Annotated in this window: 12 protein-coding genes; 2 read left to right on the top strand and 10 right to left on the bottom strand. The window is 62.8% G+C overall.

The features are described 5' to 3' along the window. Positions 1 to 420: 420 nt before the first annotated feature. Positions 421 to 1,245 carry a HesA/MoeB/ThiF family protein gene (locus tag K7R21_RS06165; RefSeq protein ID WP_224982399.1) on the bottom strand — a complete coding sequence of 275 codons (825 nt, stop codon included), beginning with the start codon at positions 1,243 to 1,245 and terminating at the stop codon, positions 421 to 423. A 208-nt stretch (positions 1,246 to 1,453) separates the two neighbouring features. Here K7R21_RS06165 and K7R21_RS06160 point away from each other — a divergent pair, with 208 nt between their 5' ends. Then, positions 1,454 to 2,362: a 3'-5' exonuclease gene (locus K7R21_RS06160; RefSeq protein ID WP_224982398.1), complete on the top strand. Its 909-nt coding sequence runs from the start codon at positions 1,454 to 1,456 to the stop codon at positions 2,360 to 2,362. Positions 2,363 to 2,514: 152 nt separating this feature from the next. Then, positions 2,515 to 3,708, top strand: coding sequence for an L-2-hydroxyglutarate oxidase (lhgO, locus tag K7R21_RS06155; RefSeq protein WP_224982397.1), 1,194 nt, complete (start codon positions 2,515 to 2,517; stop codon positions 3,706 to 3,708). A 142-nt stretch (positions 3,709 to 3,850) separates the two neighbouring features. On the opposite strand, the gene K7R21_RS06150 is transcribed toward lhgO, so the two are convergent. From K7R21_RS06150 to K7R21_RS06110, 9 genes are all read right to left on the bottom strand, one after another. Continuing rightward, entirely contained in the window at positions 3,851 to 5,272 is a 1,422-nt protein-coding gene (locus tag K7R21_RS06150) for a sigma-54-dependent transcriptional regulator (RefSeq protein WP_224982396.1), read from the bottom strand. Between the two features lie 46 nt (positions 5,273 to 5,318). Next, positions 5,319 to 6,827: a sensor histidine kinase gene (locus K7R21_RS06145; protein ID WP_224982395.1), complete on the bottom strand. Its 1,509-nt coding sequence runs from the start codon at positions 6,825 to 6,827 to the stop codon at positions 5,319 to 5,321. A gap of 1 nt (position 6,828) precedes the next feature. Then, positions 6,829 to 8,187 carry a hybrid sensor histidine kinase/response regulator gene (locus K7R21_RS06140; RefSeq protein WP_224982394.1) on the bottom strand — a complete coding sequence of 453 codons (1,359 nt, stop codon included), beginning with the start codon at positions 8,185 to 8,187 and terminating at the stop codon, positions 6,829 to 6,831. 13 nt (positions 8,188 to 8,200) lie between these two features. Beyond that, entirely contained in the window at positions 8,201 to 9,259 is a 1,059-nt protein-coding gene (cheB, locus tag K7R21_RS06135; protein ID WP_224982393.1) for a chemotaxis-specific protein-glutamate methyltransferase CheB, read from the bottom strand. Positions 9,260 to 9,270: 11 nt separating this feature from the next. Beyond that, entirely contained in the window at positions 9,271 to 11,574 is a 2,304-nt protein-coding gene (locus tag K7R21_RS06130; protein WP_224982392.1) for a hybrid sensor histidine kinase/response regulator, read from the bottom strand. 36 nt (positions 11,575 to 11,610) lie between these two features. Beyond that, the gene (locus K7R21_RS06125; RefSeq protein ID WP_224982391.1) at positions 11,611 to 13,467 is read right to left on the bottom strand and encodes a HAMP domain-containing methyl-accepting chemotaxis protein; all 1,857 of its coding nucleotides are present in this window, start codon (positions 13,465 to 13,467) and stop codon (positions 11,611 to 11,613) included. Between the two features lie 119 nt (positions 13,468 to 13,586). Continuing rightward, positions 13,587 to 14,192, bottom strand: a complete 606-nt coding sequence (locus K7R21_RS06120) for a chemotaxis protein CheW (protein WP_224982390.1) — start codon at positions 14,190 to 14,192, stop codon at positions 13,587 to 13,589. Positions 14,193 to 14,225: 33 nt separating this feature from the next. Beyond that, positions 14,226 to 15,680, bottom strand: a complete 1,455-nt coding sequence (locus K7R21_RS06115) for a CheR family methyltransferase (protein ID WP_224982389.1) — start codon at positions 15,678 to 15,680, stop codon at positions 14,226 to 14,228. Position 15,681: 1 nt separating this feature from the next. Further along, entirely contained in the window at positions 15,682 to 16,116 is a 435-nt protein-coding gene (locus tag K7R21_RS06110) for a chemotaxis protein CheW (protein ID WP_224983418.1), read from the bottom strand. Positions 16,117 to 16,167 lie beyond the last annotated feature (51 nt).

The raw sequence follows: 16,167 nt of genomic DNA, 5'->3' as shown, positions 1-16,167 counted from the left end.
GGCAGGGCGGCGGCAAACTCGGCGCGCCCCTGGTCGGCGCAGTCCAGATAGCACAGGGTGTGCCACGCATTGCAGTTGGCGCGGTACTCGCGGGGCAGTGTGCGGCTATCGTCGCGAGGCGGCGTGTAAGTGGCCGTTACAATGTGTTTTTGTTGCCGTGGGCCAAGTTTGGTAGCGGGGGCGGCAGTTGGTGCGCCTCGCATCCGACGGGAACAATGTATACGGCTCGGCTGTCGGGTGATGCAACCGTGCATCCCGCCGGCAGGACGGCATCAGCAGACGGATGCTGAATTGCACGGCGGGGCTTGTTGCTTTGCATGGCGAGGAGTTAGCAGGCGTGGACGGTAGGTAAGGGGGGGCTGCACGGGAGGGGTGTCGGGTCGCAGGTGATGCGGGAGTGCATCAGGGCAGGGCAAGGGCCTAGGTGGGTATGTCGAAGTGGTCGACGTCCATGTGCAGCAGATCGATAACCATCTTGCGCCCGGTCAGGGGATGTCCCTGGCGGAGCAACAATTTACAAACTTCGGCAGCCTGTACGCTCGCTATGGCGGCGGGAGTGAACGACGGATTGCCCAACTCGCTCTCTACGCCGGGCCCGGAGTCCCAGCCGCGGTAGATGTTGCTAACGGTCGCCTCTCCGGGTAGCTGCGTGGCCACCTGTCCGTACCACCCCGCAATGGCGCCGTGCACCAACGACAACCCAAGGTGGCTGCATACCTGCGCGAGATCCAGCCTGCTCTCCACGTTATCCAGCGCATCCACGGTTACCTGGCAACCGGCCAGTATCTCCGGCGCATTCTCCCTGCAAAACGCCTCCTGCACCGGCACGAGGGTTACGGCGGGGTTTATGGCGGCAACCCGGTCCGCTGCCGCCATTACCTTGGGTATCCCTATCGCGTCGATGTTGCCCAGGAGCTGCCGGTTCAGGTTGTGCTCCTCGAAAACATCGGGATCTACCGCGACAATGGTGCCGACGCCGAGGCGGGCCAGCAACTCGACAGCATAGCCACCAAGACCGCCGCACCCTATCACGGCGACCCGGCTGCAAAAGAGGGCAAGCTGCCCCTTGGTGGTGACGGTAGTGCGGTTGCGCTGGTAACGCGCCGGAAGCAGGCCCAGCTCGAGGATGGCTCGCTCTACCTCCTTGACGGGAGTTCCATACCGGCGCGCAGCTTCGGCCTGGTGCAGCCAACAGACGAGGTCATCCTCGGCGTGCTCATTCAGAAAATCGTCAAGTTCGCCCATTGTCATTTCCTTTTCGCGGGCCTGCCGCTGCCAGACGATGCCGACACTACACCTACATTTTGGTAAACTGCCATGCTGACTGTTGCCTGCCATGCTAAGTCTATGATATCGTGCCGTCTACCGAAAACGCCAGCGATTGCCAACCGTTTCCGGTACATACCTAAAGGTACAAGGTGACGACATGGCTGTGAAGCAAAAAGGAGGCCCGATGAACGCGCTGGAGATAGAAGTCGCCATCGCGTCCCTCCATTCCACCGGTGATTTCCAGGTGCTGCGCCGTCTGAACCTGTCGCGGGATGCAAGGCTCGGGCGTCCCGGTCCCAGCCACGCCAAGGTGGCGCTCTGCCTCGATACGGAGACGACGGGTCTCAACCATAAGCAGGACAAGGTGATAGAACTGGGCATCGTGGCTTTCGAGTTTGATCCCGTTAGCGGCGAGATCTATCGCATCACCGACCGCTACTCCGGCTTCGAGGATCCAGGCTTTGCCATTCCTCCCGAGGTGCAGGAGATAACCGGCATCTCCGATGACATGGTGCGCGGCCAGGCTTTCGACGATGCCTTCGTTAACGCACTGGCAGATAAATCCGACCTGGTCATTGCGCACAATGCTGCTTTCGACCGCAAATTCGTGGAAACCCGTTTTCCCTCCTTCGTGAAGCTCCCCTGGGCCTGCACCGTATGCCAGATCGACTGGGGGGCGGAACGGCTCTCCTCGCGCACCTTGGAATTTCTCCTTTTCAAGACCGGATCCCTCACTATAAACGCACACCGCGCGCTGGATGACGCCGAGGGTGTGCTGGGGCTGTTGCTGGAACGCCTTCCCGTGAGCGGTGCGCCTATCTTCCTGGAGCTTCTGAAGCGGGCCCATGAGGTTACCTCGCGCGTTTATGCCGTGTCCGCGCCGTATGACAAGAAGGACGTCCTCAAGGAGCGTGGCTATCGCTGGAGCGACGGGACGCAGGGCGGGAGCAAGGCTTGGTGGCGCGATGTCCCGGCGCACGAGGAGGCGGCAGAGTTGGCCTACCTGGCGCGGGAGATCTACCCGCGCGGCAACACCAGCGCGGTCCAGGTCTTGCGCTGTGATGCCTACGCCCGCTTCTCGGTGCGGGAGTAGGACCCTTAAACACCTCACGCAAAGGCGCAAAGACGCTAAGAAAACCTTTTGGGGTGAACCAAGGGCCTTTATCCTTACTATGATTTCTTTGGGTCTCTGCGGCTTTGCGTGACAAAATGCTGCTGGTTTTTGACAGCGGATACGGAGATGACATGAGTTTCGACAGGGCTGAGATACTGATCGTCGGGGCGGGCATCATCGGGCTTACCATCGCGCGCGAACTGCTGCGCACCGGCCACGGCGATATCGTCATCATAGAGAAGGAAGCAGAACTCGGGGTACATGCCTCCGGCCGCAACTCCGGCGTGCTGCACGCGGGGATCTACTACTCGCCGGACAGCCTGAAAGCAAAGTCATGCCTGAACGGTAACTTCCTGATGCGGACTTACTGCAAGGAGCAGGGGCTGCCGCTTCTTGAAAACGGCAAGGTGATCGTGACGCGCACCCAGGAGGAACTGCCGGTGCTCGACGAACTGTACCGGCGCGCCACCGCTAACGGCGCCAAGGTGGACATGATCGACGAGCACCAGCTTGCCGCCATAGAGCCCAATGCCCGCACCGTGGATCGGGCGCTCTTCTCGCACTACACGGCGGTGGTCGACCCGAAGGCCGTGCTCAAAAGCCTGAAAAAGGAGCTGGAAGCAAGCGGTAAGGTCACCTTCGTGATGGGATGCCGCATGACCGGGCTCAAGGGGAGCGGGACCGCGATCACCAGCAGGGGAGAAATCCGTTTCAACAGGTTCGTCAACGCTGCGGGGGCGTACTGCAACAAGGTCGCGGCCTTCTTCGGCGTTGGACTGAACTACCGCCTGATCCCCTTCAAGGGGGTGTACCGGCTCCTTAAAAAGGATGCGCCGTACACCGTCAATTCCAGCATCTATCCGGTCCCCGACATCCGCAATCCGTTCCTCGGAGTCCATTTCACCCGCAGCGTCCACGGCGACGTCTACCTTGGGCCCACCGCCATCCCCGCCTTCGGCCGCGAGAACTACGGCATCGTCAAGGGGATCGACGCCGAGGCCTTCTCCATTGCCTTCCAGGACCTCGTGTTATTCCTGGCCAACAAGCAGTTTCGCAACGTGGCGCTCACCGAACCTGCCAAGTACATCCCTTCGGTCTTCTTCAAGGACGCCGCCCGGCTGGTCAAGGAACTCTCGCCCGAAGACGTAGTCGCCGCCTCCAAGGTTGGCATCCGGCCGCAGCTCGTGGACTGGGACACCAAGCAGCTGGTGATGGACTTCCTGGTGGTTGCCGACGGGCCGACGCTCCACGTGCTCAATCCCATCTCTCCCGCCTTCACCTCGTCCATGGATCTCGCCCAGGGGATGGTGGCGCAGCACTTCTAAACTGCTACTCTCCGCCTCGCTCCCTCTCCCGGTGGGAGAGGGCATCTTCCGCCCTGCGTGAATGGTCCGGGGCGCGGATGCAAAAGAAAAACCGCCGGGGGCGATGCTCCCGGCGGTTTTGTCGTTACGGCTTTTTTTGCTCTCAGTCGGCCTGCGACTTGAGGCGTTTGTTGAGGGTCTGGCGACCCATGCCGAGGATCTTGCCGGCCAGCCCCTGGTTTCCCTTGGCCATCTTCATCGCTTCGGCGATCATGTATTGCTCGACCTCGTCGATGGTAGGGAAGTGGCCGAAGATGTCGCACAACGGGTTGTCACCGCCGTTTTTGCCTGTGCCCGCGGCACCTCCAGGGGCGGGACGCTCATCGCCGATCACGGCTTTGAAGGTGTCCATGGAAAGGACACCCGAGGTGTGCCGCAGTACGGCGTCGGAGACCAGGGCTTCGAACTCCCGGATGTTGCCCGGGAAAGGGTACAGGGTGAGCATAACGGCGAGCTCCGGCGGAGGCGTCGGCTTCTTCTTGCCCAGGCGCACGGCCGTTTTTTCCAGGAAGTGGTCCAAAAGAAGCGGGATGTCGTCCAGGCGCTCGCGCAGCGGGGGAAGGTGCACCCGGTGACCGCAGAGCCGGTAGTACAGGTCGTTTCTGAACTTGCCCTGCTTGATCATCTCCTGCAGGTCCCGGTTGGTGGCCAGCACGATGCGGGCATCGCTTTTCTTGATGAAGTCGGACCCGACCGGGTAGTACTCCTGCTCCTGCAAAAGCCTGAGCAGCTTGATCTGCGACATCTCGTTCAGGTCGCCGATTTCGTCGAGGAAGAGGGTGCCCCCCGCGGCACGGGTGATGAGGCCGTCGCGGGCCTGGTCTGCACCGGTAAAGGCCCCCTTGCGGTGGCCGAACAGGGTGTCGGAGAACATGTTGTCGTCCAAACCGGCCACGTTGAGCGCCACGTAGTCGCCGCTGCAGCCGCTCAGGTCGTGGATGGCCCGCGCTATCAACTCCTTTCCGGTGCCGGTCTCGCCGGTAATGGTCACCGGTTGCCGGGTCCCGGCGATCACTTCGAGATACTGGAATACGGCGCGCATGGCCTTGTTGCCGGAGACGATCCCTGAGAATGCCTCCGGGTGATCAAGGCGGTCGTTGAACATGTAGCTCTTCAGTGCGGAAAGTTCGTTGGCGAGGCTGCGCATCTCCATCGCCTTTTTCACCGAGGTGAGCAGGCGCTTGACGTCGATGGGCTTCACCATGTAGTCGTAGGCGCCTTCCTTCATGCAGTTGACCACCGTCTCCACCTCGTTGTTGGCGGTGGAGACGATCACCTTGATCTGCGGGTGCTGCTTCACTATCTGGGGGAGCAGTTCCAACCCGGTGATGTGGGGCATGCGCAGGTCGAGCACGATGACGTCGACTTCCTCCCGCTCCAGCAGTGACATCACCAACCGGCTGTCGCTTTCGGTCAGCACGTCCTGCCATCCGGCGTTATTCAGGCAGGCGCGACACCCGTCCAGGATCAATTGTTCGTCATCGACCAGCAAAATCCGTTGTGAATGCTTGTTTGTCGCTGTCACTACTGAGACCTCCGCTAGTTGAAAGAAACTCCCCGCGTCGCCGCCACTACGCCTGCGGTCCGGGGAGGGTGAAGTAGAAACACGCACCGCGATCAACCTCGCCTTCAGCCCACACCCGCCCGCCGTGGCGCTGGATGATGCGCTGTACCGTGGCCAGCCCCACCCCGAACCCCTTGAACTCGCGTTCCGTGTGCAGGCGCTGGAACGGGCTGAATAGCTTCTCGGCCTGGGCCATGTCGAAACCGGCCCCGTTGTCACGAACCAGGTACACCGTTTCCCCGTTCCGTTCCATCGCGCGGAACTCGATCAGGGACAGTTCCTTCTTGCCGGAATATTTGCAGGCGTTGGAGAAGAGGTTCTCCAGCACCACCTTCAGTAAGTCCCGGTCCCCATACGCGCTGATGTCGGGATCGATGGTAAAGCTGAGCTTGCGTCCGGGTGCGGCAAGCTGCTGTGACGCGGCGATCAGGGTGGCCATCTCGCTCAGGTCCACCGGGGATTTCACCATCTCCGCCCGCGTGACGCGGGAGAACTCCAGCAGGGTCCGGATCAGCTGGTTCATGCTGATAGTCTCGTTGAAGATGGTGTCGATGAACTCCTTACACCCCTCCTCCAGAGTGCGGCCGTAGATCTCCAGGATCACTTGGCAGTAGCCGTTGATGTTGGTGAGAGGGGTGCGCAGGTCGTGCGAGACCGTGTAGCTGAACCCTTCCAGGTCGCGGTTGGCGATCTCGAGTTCCTCGGCGCGCGCGGTGAGGCTCTGGTTCAGCTGCTCTATTTTCCTCTCATTCAACACCCGCTCGGTGATGTCCTCGTGTACCGCCACGAAGTTGGCGATAGCACCGGACTCATCGAGTACCGGCGATATGGAGCTGGACTGGTACAGGGGGATTCCGTCCTTGCCCGAGCCGGCCACTTCGCCGTGCCACGTTTTGCCAGGCGACACCTGCGCCCAGATCTCGGCACCACCGGGAAGCAGCTCGGCCAGCGGGCGCCCCAGCACCTCAGCTTGCGCCTTGCCCGTCAGCTCAGTGAACTTGGGGTTGACGTATTCGACCGTCCCGTGCGGATCGGTTATGACGATGGAGTTGGGGCTTTGCTGCACTGCGCGCGAGAGCTTGCGGACGAAAGCCTGCTGGGCCTGCAGTTCACGCTCCAGCGAAAGGGTGCCAAGGCAGGTCTCGATGGAGGCGAATAGTTTGCCGCTGTCGATCGGCTTGAGAACGTAGCGCGCGATGCCGAGTTCGATGGATTCCAGTAGGTATTGCATGTCGCTGTGCGCGCTGGTGACGATGATGGGTAGCGACGGCTTTCGTTCCAGCATGCGTCGCGCCATGTCGATGCCGCTCATCACCGGCATCTTTATATCGGTGACCACGAGGTCGGGGGCGAAGCTGCCGTAAAGCTCCATCGCCTCGCCTCCGTTGGCGGCCGATGCTATGTCAAGAGAGGGAAAACGGCGGTTAAGCAGGGTGAGCACCGTGTGCCGGGTAATCTCATCATCTTCCACGTATAACAGCTTGAAGCCGCTGCCGGATGTTGCAATTGCCGCCATATCAGACCTCGATCCTAAACTCGGCGCCTTCACCGGTGTTGCGTACGGTCAGCGAGCCGTTCATGCTCTTCTCCACGATGTTCTTGGCCATGAACAGGCCGATGCCGGTCCCTTTGCCCTGTTCCTTGGTGGTGAAGTAGGGTTCGAAGATGCGGTCGATGACCTCCTCTGAGATGCCGCCGGCGTTATCGGCGATGGTGACCACGGCCCGCTCCTCGTGGCTGGAGAGGACCACCTTGAGCCGCGGGGCCCGAACCTTTCTCTCGCCGAAAGCGTCCATGGCGTTGTTCATGATGTTCAGCAGTACCTGGGAGAACTCGTTGGGGTGCCCCACCACGGCGGGGACCGCGCCGGCCTGCAGTTCGATGGTGATCCCCTTGTCGTTGAGGCTGCCGTCGATGAGCGCCAGGGTGCGCCGGAGCACCTTTTCCAGGTGGAACTCCGTCTTCTCCTTGTCGGGGGTGAAGAAGTTCCTGAAGTCGTCGATGGTCTGGGACATGTGCCGCACCATCTGCATGATCTTGCCGGTGCTGGACTCGAGGTAGTCGCGGCTGAAGTTGCCGTACTCGTAGGAGAGGGTGAGATCCTGGACTAAGAGCCCGACCGCGTTGAGCGGCTGGCGCCACTGGTGCGCGATGTTGCCGATCATCTCCCCCATGGCCGCCTGCCGGCTTTGCTGCATGAGCACTTCGTCCTTCTTGCGCAGCTCTTCCAGTGCCTGCAGGCGTTCCGCCGTCTCCTGGGTGAGCGCCGCGGTCCGCTCCAGCACCCGCTGCTCCAGCTCGCGGTTCAGGTTGGAGAGAAGGGCCTGGGCTCCCAGCAGTTCCTGGTTCTTCTCGGCCGCCATCTCGTAGGTCGCCAGCAGCAGTTCCAGAGTGTGGGCGCAGTCGGCGTGGACATGGTACTGCCTGCCGCGGTAGCCGACGGAAACCTCCCCCTCGACATCGCCCTGGCGACACAGACGCTCCCCTTCGAGCACCGAACGGATGCGGGACAGGAGGAGCTTACGGCTGTAGGGCTTGGAGACGAAGTAGTCTGCACCGACCTCGAGGCTGTGCAGGACGTCGGCCGGATCGTTCAGGTGGGTAAGCAGGATAATGGGGAGCTGTGCCTTGTCGTGGAGCTGTCTGACCCTGCGACACAACTCGAACCCGTCCATTTCCGGCATGAGGATGTCGCTGATGACGAGGTCGGGACTCCCGGAGCGGATCACTTCCAGGGCGTCGCTGCCGTTGCGCGCGGTGCGTACCCGGTAGCCCTGTTCGGCCAGCATCTGTTCAAGGAGCTTAGCCTGGGTGGGGCTATCGTCGACGATGAGTATATGGTGCCGGTCGGCACCAGCGGTGTAGTCGGTGGCCATCTTTTCTCTTTCCTTAACGTGAAGCGGCGCTTGCGCTTTTACTGGTAACCCTGTGCAACAGTTCTATGATTGCTCCCGGTGGCAGCACGTGCTGCGCCGCGTCGATTTCTATGGCCTCTCCGGGCATGCCGAATACCATGGAGCTCTCGCGGTCCTGCGCGACCGTGATGCCGCCGCGCCCCCGGATCGTCTTAAGCTCCAGCGCCCCGTCCTTGCCCATCCCGGTCAAGAGCACCCCCATGGCGTGTCGGCCGTAACTTAGTGCCACCGAGCGGAACAGGACCGAGACCGATGGGCGTACCCCGTGCTCGGGGGCGGCTTCGGTGAGGATGATCTTGCCGGTGGAGGTGACCTCCATGTGGCAGTTGTCCGGTGCCACGTAGACCTGCCCAGGGGCGAGTTGAGCACCGTCGGTCCCCAACTGTACCGGAAGCTTCGAGCTGCGGTTCAGCCAGTGCACGAAGTTCTCCGTGAAACCGACCGCCATGTGCTGGACAACGACCACAGCGGCGGGAAAAGGGGCGGGCAGTTCGGCCAGTATCTGGCGCAAAAGTGGCGGCCCCCCAGTCGATGCCCCGATTGCCACCACCTTGACCGGTTGTACCGGGGGCGGAGGCAGCGGGCGCTCGGGGCGGGGCGCCACCTTGCCCGACGGGAAAATGCGCCGCACTACTTTGATCTCGGCCATCAGCTTCAGGTGGTGCACCAGGTTGGCCACCGAGTCCTGGTAGCCCGGGCTCCCCACCGGGTCCGGCTTGGCGAGGACCATCAGGGCGCCGGCCTCCATGACCCGGAACAGGGTGGCGGAATCCTTGGGATTCATCTTCCCTGTGACGATGACGATGGGGACCGGGCAGGTGGACATGATGGCGCGGGTGGCGTCGAAGCCGTCCATACCTGGGAGGTTGATGTCCATGGTGATCAGGTCGGGACGGAGGCATTTCGCCGCTTCGACCGCTTCCTCGCCGGTTTCTGCGGTGCCGATCACCTTGATGTCCGGGTCGGCCTCGAAGGCGGCCACCAGGGCACGCTGCACCGTTTTGGAATCTTCCACCACCAACAGTCTGATCACGTGGTTCCTCGTCAGCTTAGTTTTTGGATGACCTCGACCAGGTTGCCTTGGTCGAAGCTGCTCTTCACCAGGTAGGCGCTGGCACCGACATCGATACCCCGCTCCCGGTCACTGCGCGATTCCAATCCCGTCACCAGGACCACGGGGAGGGTGGCCAGCCTGCTGTCGGCACGGATGGCAGCGGTGAGTTGGAAGCCGTCCATGCGCGGCATCTCGATGTCAGAGATGACCACGTCGCATGGCTCGGCCCTCAACTGGGACAGCGCATCCGCCCCGTCCACGGCGGTACGCACCCGGTAGCCCGCCGCTTCCAGGATGTTCTTGAGCAGCGTGCGCGAGGTGATGGAGTCCTCCGCCACGAGCACCGAGACCGTCCTTGCTTTGGCGGTGGGGGCGGCCAGTGGCACCGCTGGCGCCTCGACGGCGAATGCAGAGCGGAACAGGTCGGCGACGTTTAAAACCGGGACCACCTTGCCGTTGCCGAGGACGGTACCTCCTGAGACGTTGCGCACCCGGGACAACTGCCGCCCCAGCGGCTTGACCAGGATCTCCTGGACCCCCAGCACCTGGTCCACGGCGAAGGCGATCTTCTTTTCGCCGGCATGCAGTAGCACGAAGCAGAGGCTCTCCTGCTGCGCCGGAGCGCTCCGTTCCAGTTCGAGAATGCGAGCCAGAGAAACCAGCGCGACCACCTCGCCGTTCACCAGCACCGTGTCGCGGTTCTCCACCCGTTTTACGCCCGCAAGCGCCACCCGCGAGCTCACTTCGACGTTGTTGGCCGGGATGACGCAGTCCCTGCCGCGCACCTGGACCAACAGGCCGCGTATCCTGGCGAATGAAAGGGGAAAAACCAGCCGGAACGTGGTGCCATAACCAGGGGTGCTTGAAACGGTAACGTGGCCGCCGAGACGCTCCAGGGACTCGCGCACGATGGCAAGGCCCACGCCGCGTCCCGAAACGTTGCCTACCGTTTTGCTGGTGGAGAGCCCGGACTCGAAGATGAGCTGGAGCGCATCCCGGTCGGACATGCGCTCCAGCCCCTCGTCGGTGGCCACCTCGAGCCTCAACGCGGCGTTTTTAACCAGGGCGACGTCGATGCCGCCGCCGTCGTCTGCGAGGACGAGTTCAGCGCGGTTCGCGTCCTGCAGGCGGATGTCGAGGCGGATGGCGCCCTTGGCAGGTTTGCCAGCGGCCTCGCGTTGTTCTGGTGCCTCGATACCGTGGTCGACCGTGTTACGCACCAGGTGCAACAGCGGCTCCTTCAGTTCCGCCAAGATACGGCGGTCGATTTCCAGCTCCCCCCCCTGGTAGCTGAATTCCGCCTCCTTGCCCAGTTCGCGGGCGAGGTCCCGTACCAGCTTGGCAAAGGGGTCGCAGACGGTGCTGCAGGGGAGCAACTGCAGTTTCTTCATCTCCTCCAAAAGGGGGTCGAGCATGCCCTGCAGCGATCTCAGATGCTTGTCCGCCCCCTTCTCCAGGAGCCGCAGGCGCCCCTCGATGAGCCGCTCTGCCTGGCAACTCTGCTCCAGTTGCACGGCGAGCGCGGCCTCACGTCCGGTTGCGCCCTTCTTGACCCTACGCGCGCTCTCCAGGGCACGGCCACGCTCCCCCTGGCGCATTGCCAGCTCACCGGCAAGGGTCGCCAGCTCCTCGTGGAGCGCGGATGCCGAGAGTTTCGCAGACACGAGTTCCTCCGACTGCAGCAGGAGTTCTTCCAGGAGTCGGGCGGATACGCGGACGGTCTCGTCCCCCTGCGGGCGTGCCGCAACGTGGTGCTGCTGCGCCGGCTTGCGCTCCGGGACGCGGGCGGGTTGCGTGACGGGTTGCGTGACGGCCTGGAGCGTGGCTGCCGGCGCAGAAACTGTCACGGTGGCGACCGCGGCAGGCTGCTCCGGCTCGGGAGGTGCAACCAGGGGCGCAGGGGCAGGGTGGGGCGGCCCCGCAGGATGGACATGGGGCGCAACTGCAGAAGCTGCCGCCAGTCCCAGGGAGAGCCGCTTCTCCAGGTCGTTGATGCTCACGTGCAGCGAGTCGAACTGTTCCAGCCCAAGCGCGAGGTCGCCACGCTTCAGCTCGGCGAGGACGTCCTCGAGCTGCTGGCAGGCAAGGGCGACGTCCGGGAGGTTCACGGCATGCGCCGCTCCCTTGAGCGTGTGCACGCGGCGGAACACCGACTCCAAAAGGCGCTTGCGCTCTGCCAGGTCCGGATCGCGTTCCAGCGCAAGAAGCAGGGTCGAGAGCTCCCCGAGATGCTCCCGGGCCTCCATGTCGAAGGTCGCCAGGAGCTCTTTGAGCAAGGCGTCGCTGTCAAGCATGCGGCGAGATTCCCCCGTTTACTGCAGTCATGGCCGTTATGCCACCTTGTAGCCGCTGACCAGCTGCTGCAGCTTCTGGTTCAGCTCGTAGAGGTTGCGGGCCGCAGCCTCGATCTGGCGCGAACCTTCGACGTTCTGATCGCTGGCCTGGTTGATGCTCTGGATGGCGATGGCGATTTGGTCCATGCCGATGGCCTGCTCCTGTGTAGAGGTGACAATCTGCAGGGTGGCGTTGGAGGACTCCTCGATGCTGGAGGCAAGCTGGCGGATCGACTCTCCCGCCTCGCTGGACTGTTTCACCCCGGCTTCAACCGCCTTGCTCCCCTGCTCGGTGGCGAGCACCGCGGCAGTGGTCGCTTTCTGGATCTGGCCGATGATGTTCCTGACCTGAGAGGTGGCCTGCTTGGACTGGGTGGCGAGGTTTTTCACCTCCTGTGCCACGACGGCGAATCCCTTGCCGTGCTCGCCCGCCTTGGCCGCCTCGATGGCCGCGTTGACAGCGAGAAGGTTGGACTGCTCGGCCAGGTCGGCGACGGTGGCGATGATCTCGCCGATGGCCTGGCTTTGTTCGGAGAGGTTGACGATGCGTTCAGCGATGAAGCCCATGCGCTCGTCGATGCCCTGCATGCCGCCGATGGCGCTGTTGACCGATTCGCGGCCGGTGCGGGCGATCTGGGTGGATCGGTGCGCACTCTCGTACACCTGGCGCGACTTCTGCGAAGTGAGATCGGTGGTCTGGCGGATCTCCTGGACGGTGGCGTTGGTCTCGGAGATGGAGGTGGCGGTCTGGGCCGAGCTGGAGGCGAGCTCGCTTACCGTGGTCATGATCTCCGCGGCGGAGCCGGCCAGCACGTTGACCACCTCGGCGATCTCCACCGTGAGTTCCCTGAGGTTGCTGGTCATCATCCGGAAGGAGTTGCCCAGTCGGTCCTTGGGGGAGGCGGGCAGGACCTCGATGGTGAGATCGCCGGACGCGATGCGGTCGGCATTGTCGGCAAGGCTGTTAAGTGAAGCCACCATGTTGCGCATCGCGGTGCCGAAGACGTCGCGATCGGAGAGGAGCGCAATGTCGACGTCAAGGTCGCCCAGGGCAATGCGGTTGGCGGTTTCCCCCAGGCGGCGCATGGAGTGCACCACCTTGCCCATGGACCTGAGCAACTGGCCCAGTTCGTCGGCGGAGTCGCTGCCGAGCTCGACGGAAACGTCACCCTGGGCCAGGCGCTCGGCGGCCTGCACCGCGTCAGTGAGCGGCTTGGTGATGGAGGCGGTGATGGCGAAGGCGATGAGGGCAGCGAGGATGCCGGCCAGCACCACCAGGGTCGCGGTGATGGCGAAGGTGGTGCTCTGGTTCTTCTTGGACTCGGCGGCAAACTTGTCGGCGACGGTGTAGGAATCCTTGAGCACCTCGTTCACCTGGGTGTCGATCTGGGCCACGGTGCGCCGCGCGTAGGACTTGTGGAAAGCGATGGCTTCCTTGACCTTGCCCTGGCGCACGAGGTCGATGGTCTTGGCCCGGATCACCTTCCACTGGTCCATGGATTCCTTGATCTGGTCGAGCTTTGACTTGTCCCCGGGGAAGCGGTCCCTGGCAAGCGCAAGCTGGCGGTAGACGATCTTTTCGCAGTTGTCGATATCAGCCACCGAGGCATCCACGTCCTCGCGGTCGTTGCTGTAGAGGATGACGTCCTTCATGCCGCGATGCATGCGGGTGATGTTGGTATCCACCTGCTGGATGGCGTTGGTGACCGCAAAGGGGTGTTCGTAGAACTCGCTCAGGAGCTGGCCTTGCGCGGCGAGGTTCTTCAGGGACAGCCCCCCGATCAGGATCAGGAACAGCACCAGGACGGAAAACCCCGCGGCCAGTCGGGAACGGATCTTCATGTTACTCAGCATGGAACCCCCTAGGAAAGATCAAGATTAAGGTTAAGACTTAGAGAATTCTCCTCATCTGAACCTATCCTCGACCTCCCTCATAAAAGCGTATCTATCTAAATCTTAATCTTATTCTGCCCTTAACCCACCTCTTCGTGCACCACCATCCTCGGGTCGGCGAGGATGCGCCCCATGTCGAGCAGGGCAAGGCGCTGCTCGGTCACCCCGGCGACGTACTCTTCCCTCGGGCCGGTGAAGGTGTCGGGAATGGGGAGCAAGGCACCGGGCGCGACGGTCCTGGTGCCGACGATGCTGTCGGCGAGGACGCCGAACTCCATCTGCTCGTTGCCCACCACGATGACCCGGTTCAGGTCGGAAAGGCCCATGGCCGGCAGTTCAAAGAACCGGCGCAGGTCGACGATGGAAATGATGCGGCCGCGCAGGTTGGTGATCCCGAGTACGAACGAGGGCGCACAAAAAAGCGGCGTGAAATCAGTGAGCGGCAAGGTGGCCGCCACGTAGCAGATTTCGATGGCGTAGCGTTCGCCGGAGAGCAGGAACTCCAGGCACTCGATCCCCTGCGCGTCCGACGGGCGTTCAGGTTGCCGGCTTAATAGGCGCGCCCGTTCGTCCAGCAGGGCCTTTTCGCGCTCAGGGTCGCGTGAGGGGGCGCCCGCCGCGGCGAATGCCGCTTCCTGTCGCTTGAGCAGTGCAGCCCAGTCTATGCTGGAGCTCTTTACCGACATCCGCCATCTCCTGAAACAGTAGTACCGCCGGTATTACCTGCGGTTCAAACCGGCGTTCATTCCCTTGATCAACTGAGACAGCAACCCGGCCGTGATCCCTTCGGCATCGGGCAGAACCTCCGCCGGGTCGTAGCGCTGCAAAAGGCGCAGGGCGTTTGCGAAACTCTGTTCGGCTTCCCGGAGTTCACCGCGCTTGCGGCACAGGTTCCCCAGGGCGAAGTAGGCGAGCAGATAGTCATGGTCCAGGTACAGTGCTCGTTTCAGTGCAGCTTCGGCTGCCTCGCCGTCTCCCATCTGCTCCAGGATCATGGAAAGCAGGTAGTGGGTATGAGGATTCAGGCGCTCCAGCCGCAGCGTTTTTTCACACTGCTCCCGCGCCTCCTGGTACCGCCCCAGGTTGGCGTAGCAGCGCGCCGCAAGAGCAAGGTTCTCGGGGAGGTGCGGCGCGGACAGGGCCAGCCGGGCCGCCTCCTGGTACTCCCCGTCGCGATACGCCGTCCGTGCCAGCTCGATGCTGCCCGGCAGGGGCTCCGCCTGCGACGACAAGGGATCAGGGAAGGCCCGGTGGGAGGCAACGGAAGAGGCCGTCCCCAGCGGGGCTGCCGCCGGAACCGGTGTCGGCATGGGGGCGGCTGGGCGCATCGTTTTACGGCGCTGTTCTCCCTTTCTGAGCACCAGGGCCCCGTCGTAGTGGTGGCAGCTGAAGCCGCGCAGTCTTTGGTGGTCCACCTCGGTGGGGCCTACGAAGAGCCATCCGCCCGGCTTCAAAGCAGCGTGGAACCTCCCTACCGTCTTCTCGATCTGCTCGGTGTGGAAGTAGAGCATCACATTGCGGCAGAAGATGATATCCGTGCCGCTGGTGAGGGCATGGCCGGTGTCGTCGGCCAGGTTCAACGGGCTGAACTGCACCATCTCGCGGATGCGGGGCACGATTTCAAACTGGCCGTCCCCGACGGGGGTGAAGTACTCCATGATCCACTGCGGTGCGTTGCGGAAGGACCATTTGCCGTACACCCCCCTGTGTGCCCGTTCCAGAGCGTCAACGTTGATATCGGTGCCAAGCAGCGTGATCTTCCAGTCCGGAAGATCACGCAACAGTCGACTAAGGATGATGGCGATGGAGTAGGGCTCCTCGCCTGTGGAGCACCCGGCACTCCAGATCTTGAGGGTCCTGCCGCCGCGCCGACGCGCCGCAATGAGCCCGGGGAGTATCTGCTGTTCGAGCACCCGGTAGCTCTTGGGGTCGCGCAGGAAATAGGTTTCACCGATGGTCAAGGCCCCGCTAAGGGCATTCATCTGTTCCTGGGAGAGCGGAGCCGCCATGAGTTGGAACAGGTAGCGGTCAAGGTCCTTGAAACCCGCCTCCCGTGCCAGCGCGGTCATTTTCAGCGCCAGGTCACCCAGGCGCGCCTCGGGAAAGTGCAACCCGAGGTTCCTACCTACGAATCCTGCGAAAACTGGCAGCGCGTGGTGTTTATCGCCCGCCACGCTACGCCTGCTCCAGAACAGCCCGGATCTGCGCTTCTTCCTCGGGGAAGAGCAGGGTGTCCAGGTCGTGGATCAGTACCAGCCCGTCGGCAGTCCGGGTAACGCCGGCCAGGAATTCCGTCCCGGCGACGATCTTGTCCGGTGGCAGGAGTGCCCCGGGGGGTAACTCGCACACACCTTCCGTCGTATCGACGTGGAGTGCCAAGGCGAGCCTTTGGGTTCGGGCAACGACGAAGTGGTCTTCGCAGCCGATGGGCCGCTCAGGCAACCCGAACCGCCTTCTCAGGTTTATGACGGGGATGACATCCCCCTGCAGGTCTAGGATGCCGAGTACGACATCCGGGGCATAGGGGATCGTGGTGAGCGCCGCAGCCCTGATGACCCTGGTGACCTGTTCCAGTCTCAAGGCGTAGCGTGTGCCGTCTAGGGCGAAGATGAGCAGGTGGATCGTGTCTATCGTTCTTCTCCAGGGGCGACATCAATACAG

The organism is Geomonas agri, from assembly GCF_020179605.1.
Classification (GTDB): Bacteria; Desulfobacterota; Desulfuromonadia; order Geobacterales; family Geobacteraceae; genus Geomonas; species Geomonas agri.
Note: the sequence above shows the minus strand (reverse complement) of the source record. Positions and strands in the feature narration are given on the sequence as shown.

Excerpts from the sequence above, each read along its gene's own strand:
- K7R21_RS06165 (WP_224982399.1), bottom strand. The coding sequence starts at position 1,245 with ATGGGCGAACTTGACGATTTTCTGAATGAGCACGCCGAGGATGACCTC.
- K7R21_RS06160 (WP_224982398.1), top strand. The coding sequence starts at position 1,454 with ATGAACGCGCTGGAGATAGAAGTCGCCATCGCGTCCCTCCATTCCACC.
- lhgO (WP_224982397.1), top strand. The coding sequence starts at position 2,515 with ATGAGTTTCGACAGGGCTGAGATACTGATCGTCGGGGCGGGCATCATC.
- K7R21_RS06145 (WP_224982395.1), bottom strand. The coding sequence starts at position 6,827 with ATGGCGGCAATTGCAACATCCGGCAGCGGCTTCAAGCTGTTATACGTG.
- K7R21_RS06140 (WP_224982394.1), bottom strand. The coding sequence starts at position 8,187 with ATGGCCACCGACTACACCGCTGGTGCCGACCGGCACCATATACTCATC.
- K7R21_RS06130 (WP_224982392.1), bottom strand. The coding sequence starts at position 11,574 with ATGCTTGACAGCGACGCCTTGCTCAAAGAGCTCCTGGCGACCTTCGAC.
- K7R21_RS06125 (WP_224982391.1), bottom strand. The coding sequence starts at position 13,467 with ATGCTGAGTAACATGAAGATCCGTTCCCGACTGGCCGCGGGGTTTTCC.
- K7R21_RS06120 (WP_224982390.1), bottom strand. The coding sequence starts at position 14,192 with ATGTCGGTAAAGAGCTCCAGCATAGACTGGGCTGCACTGCTCAAGCGA.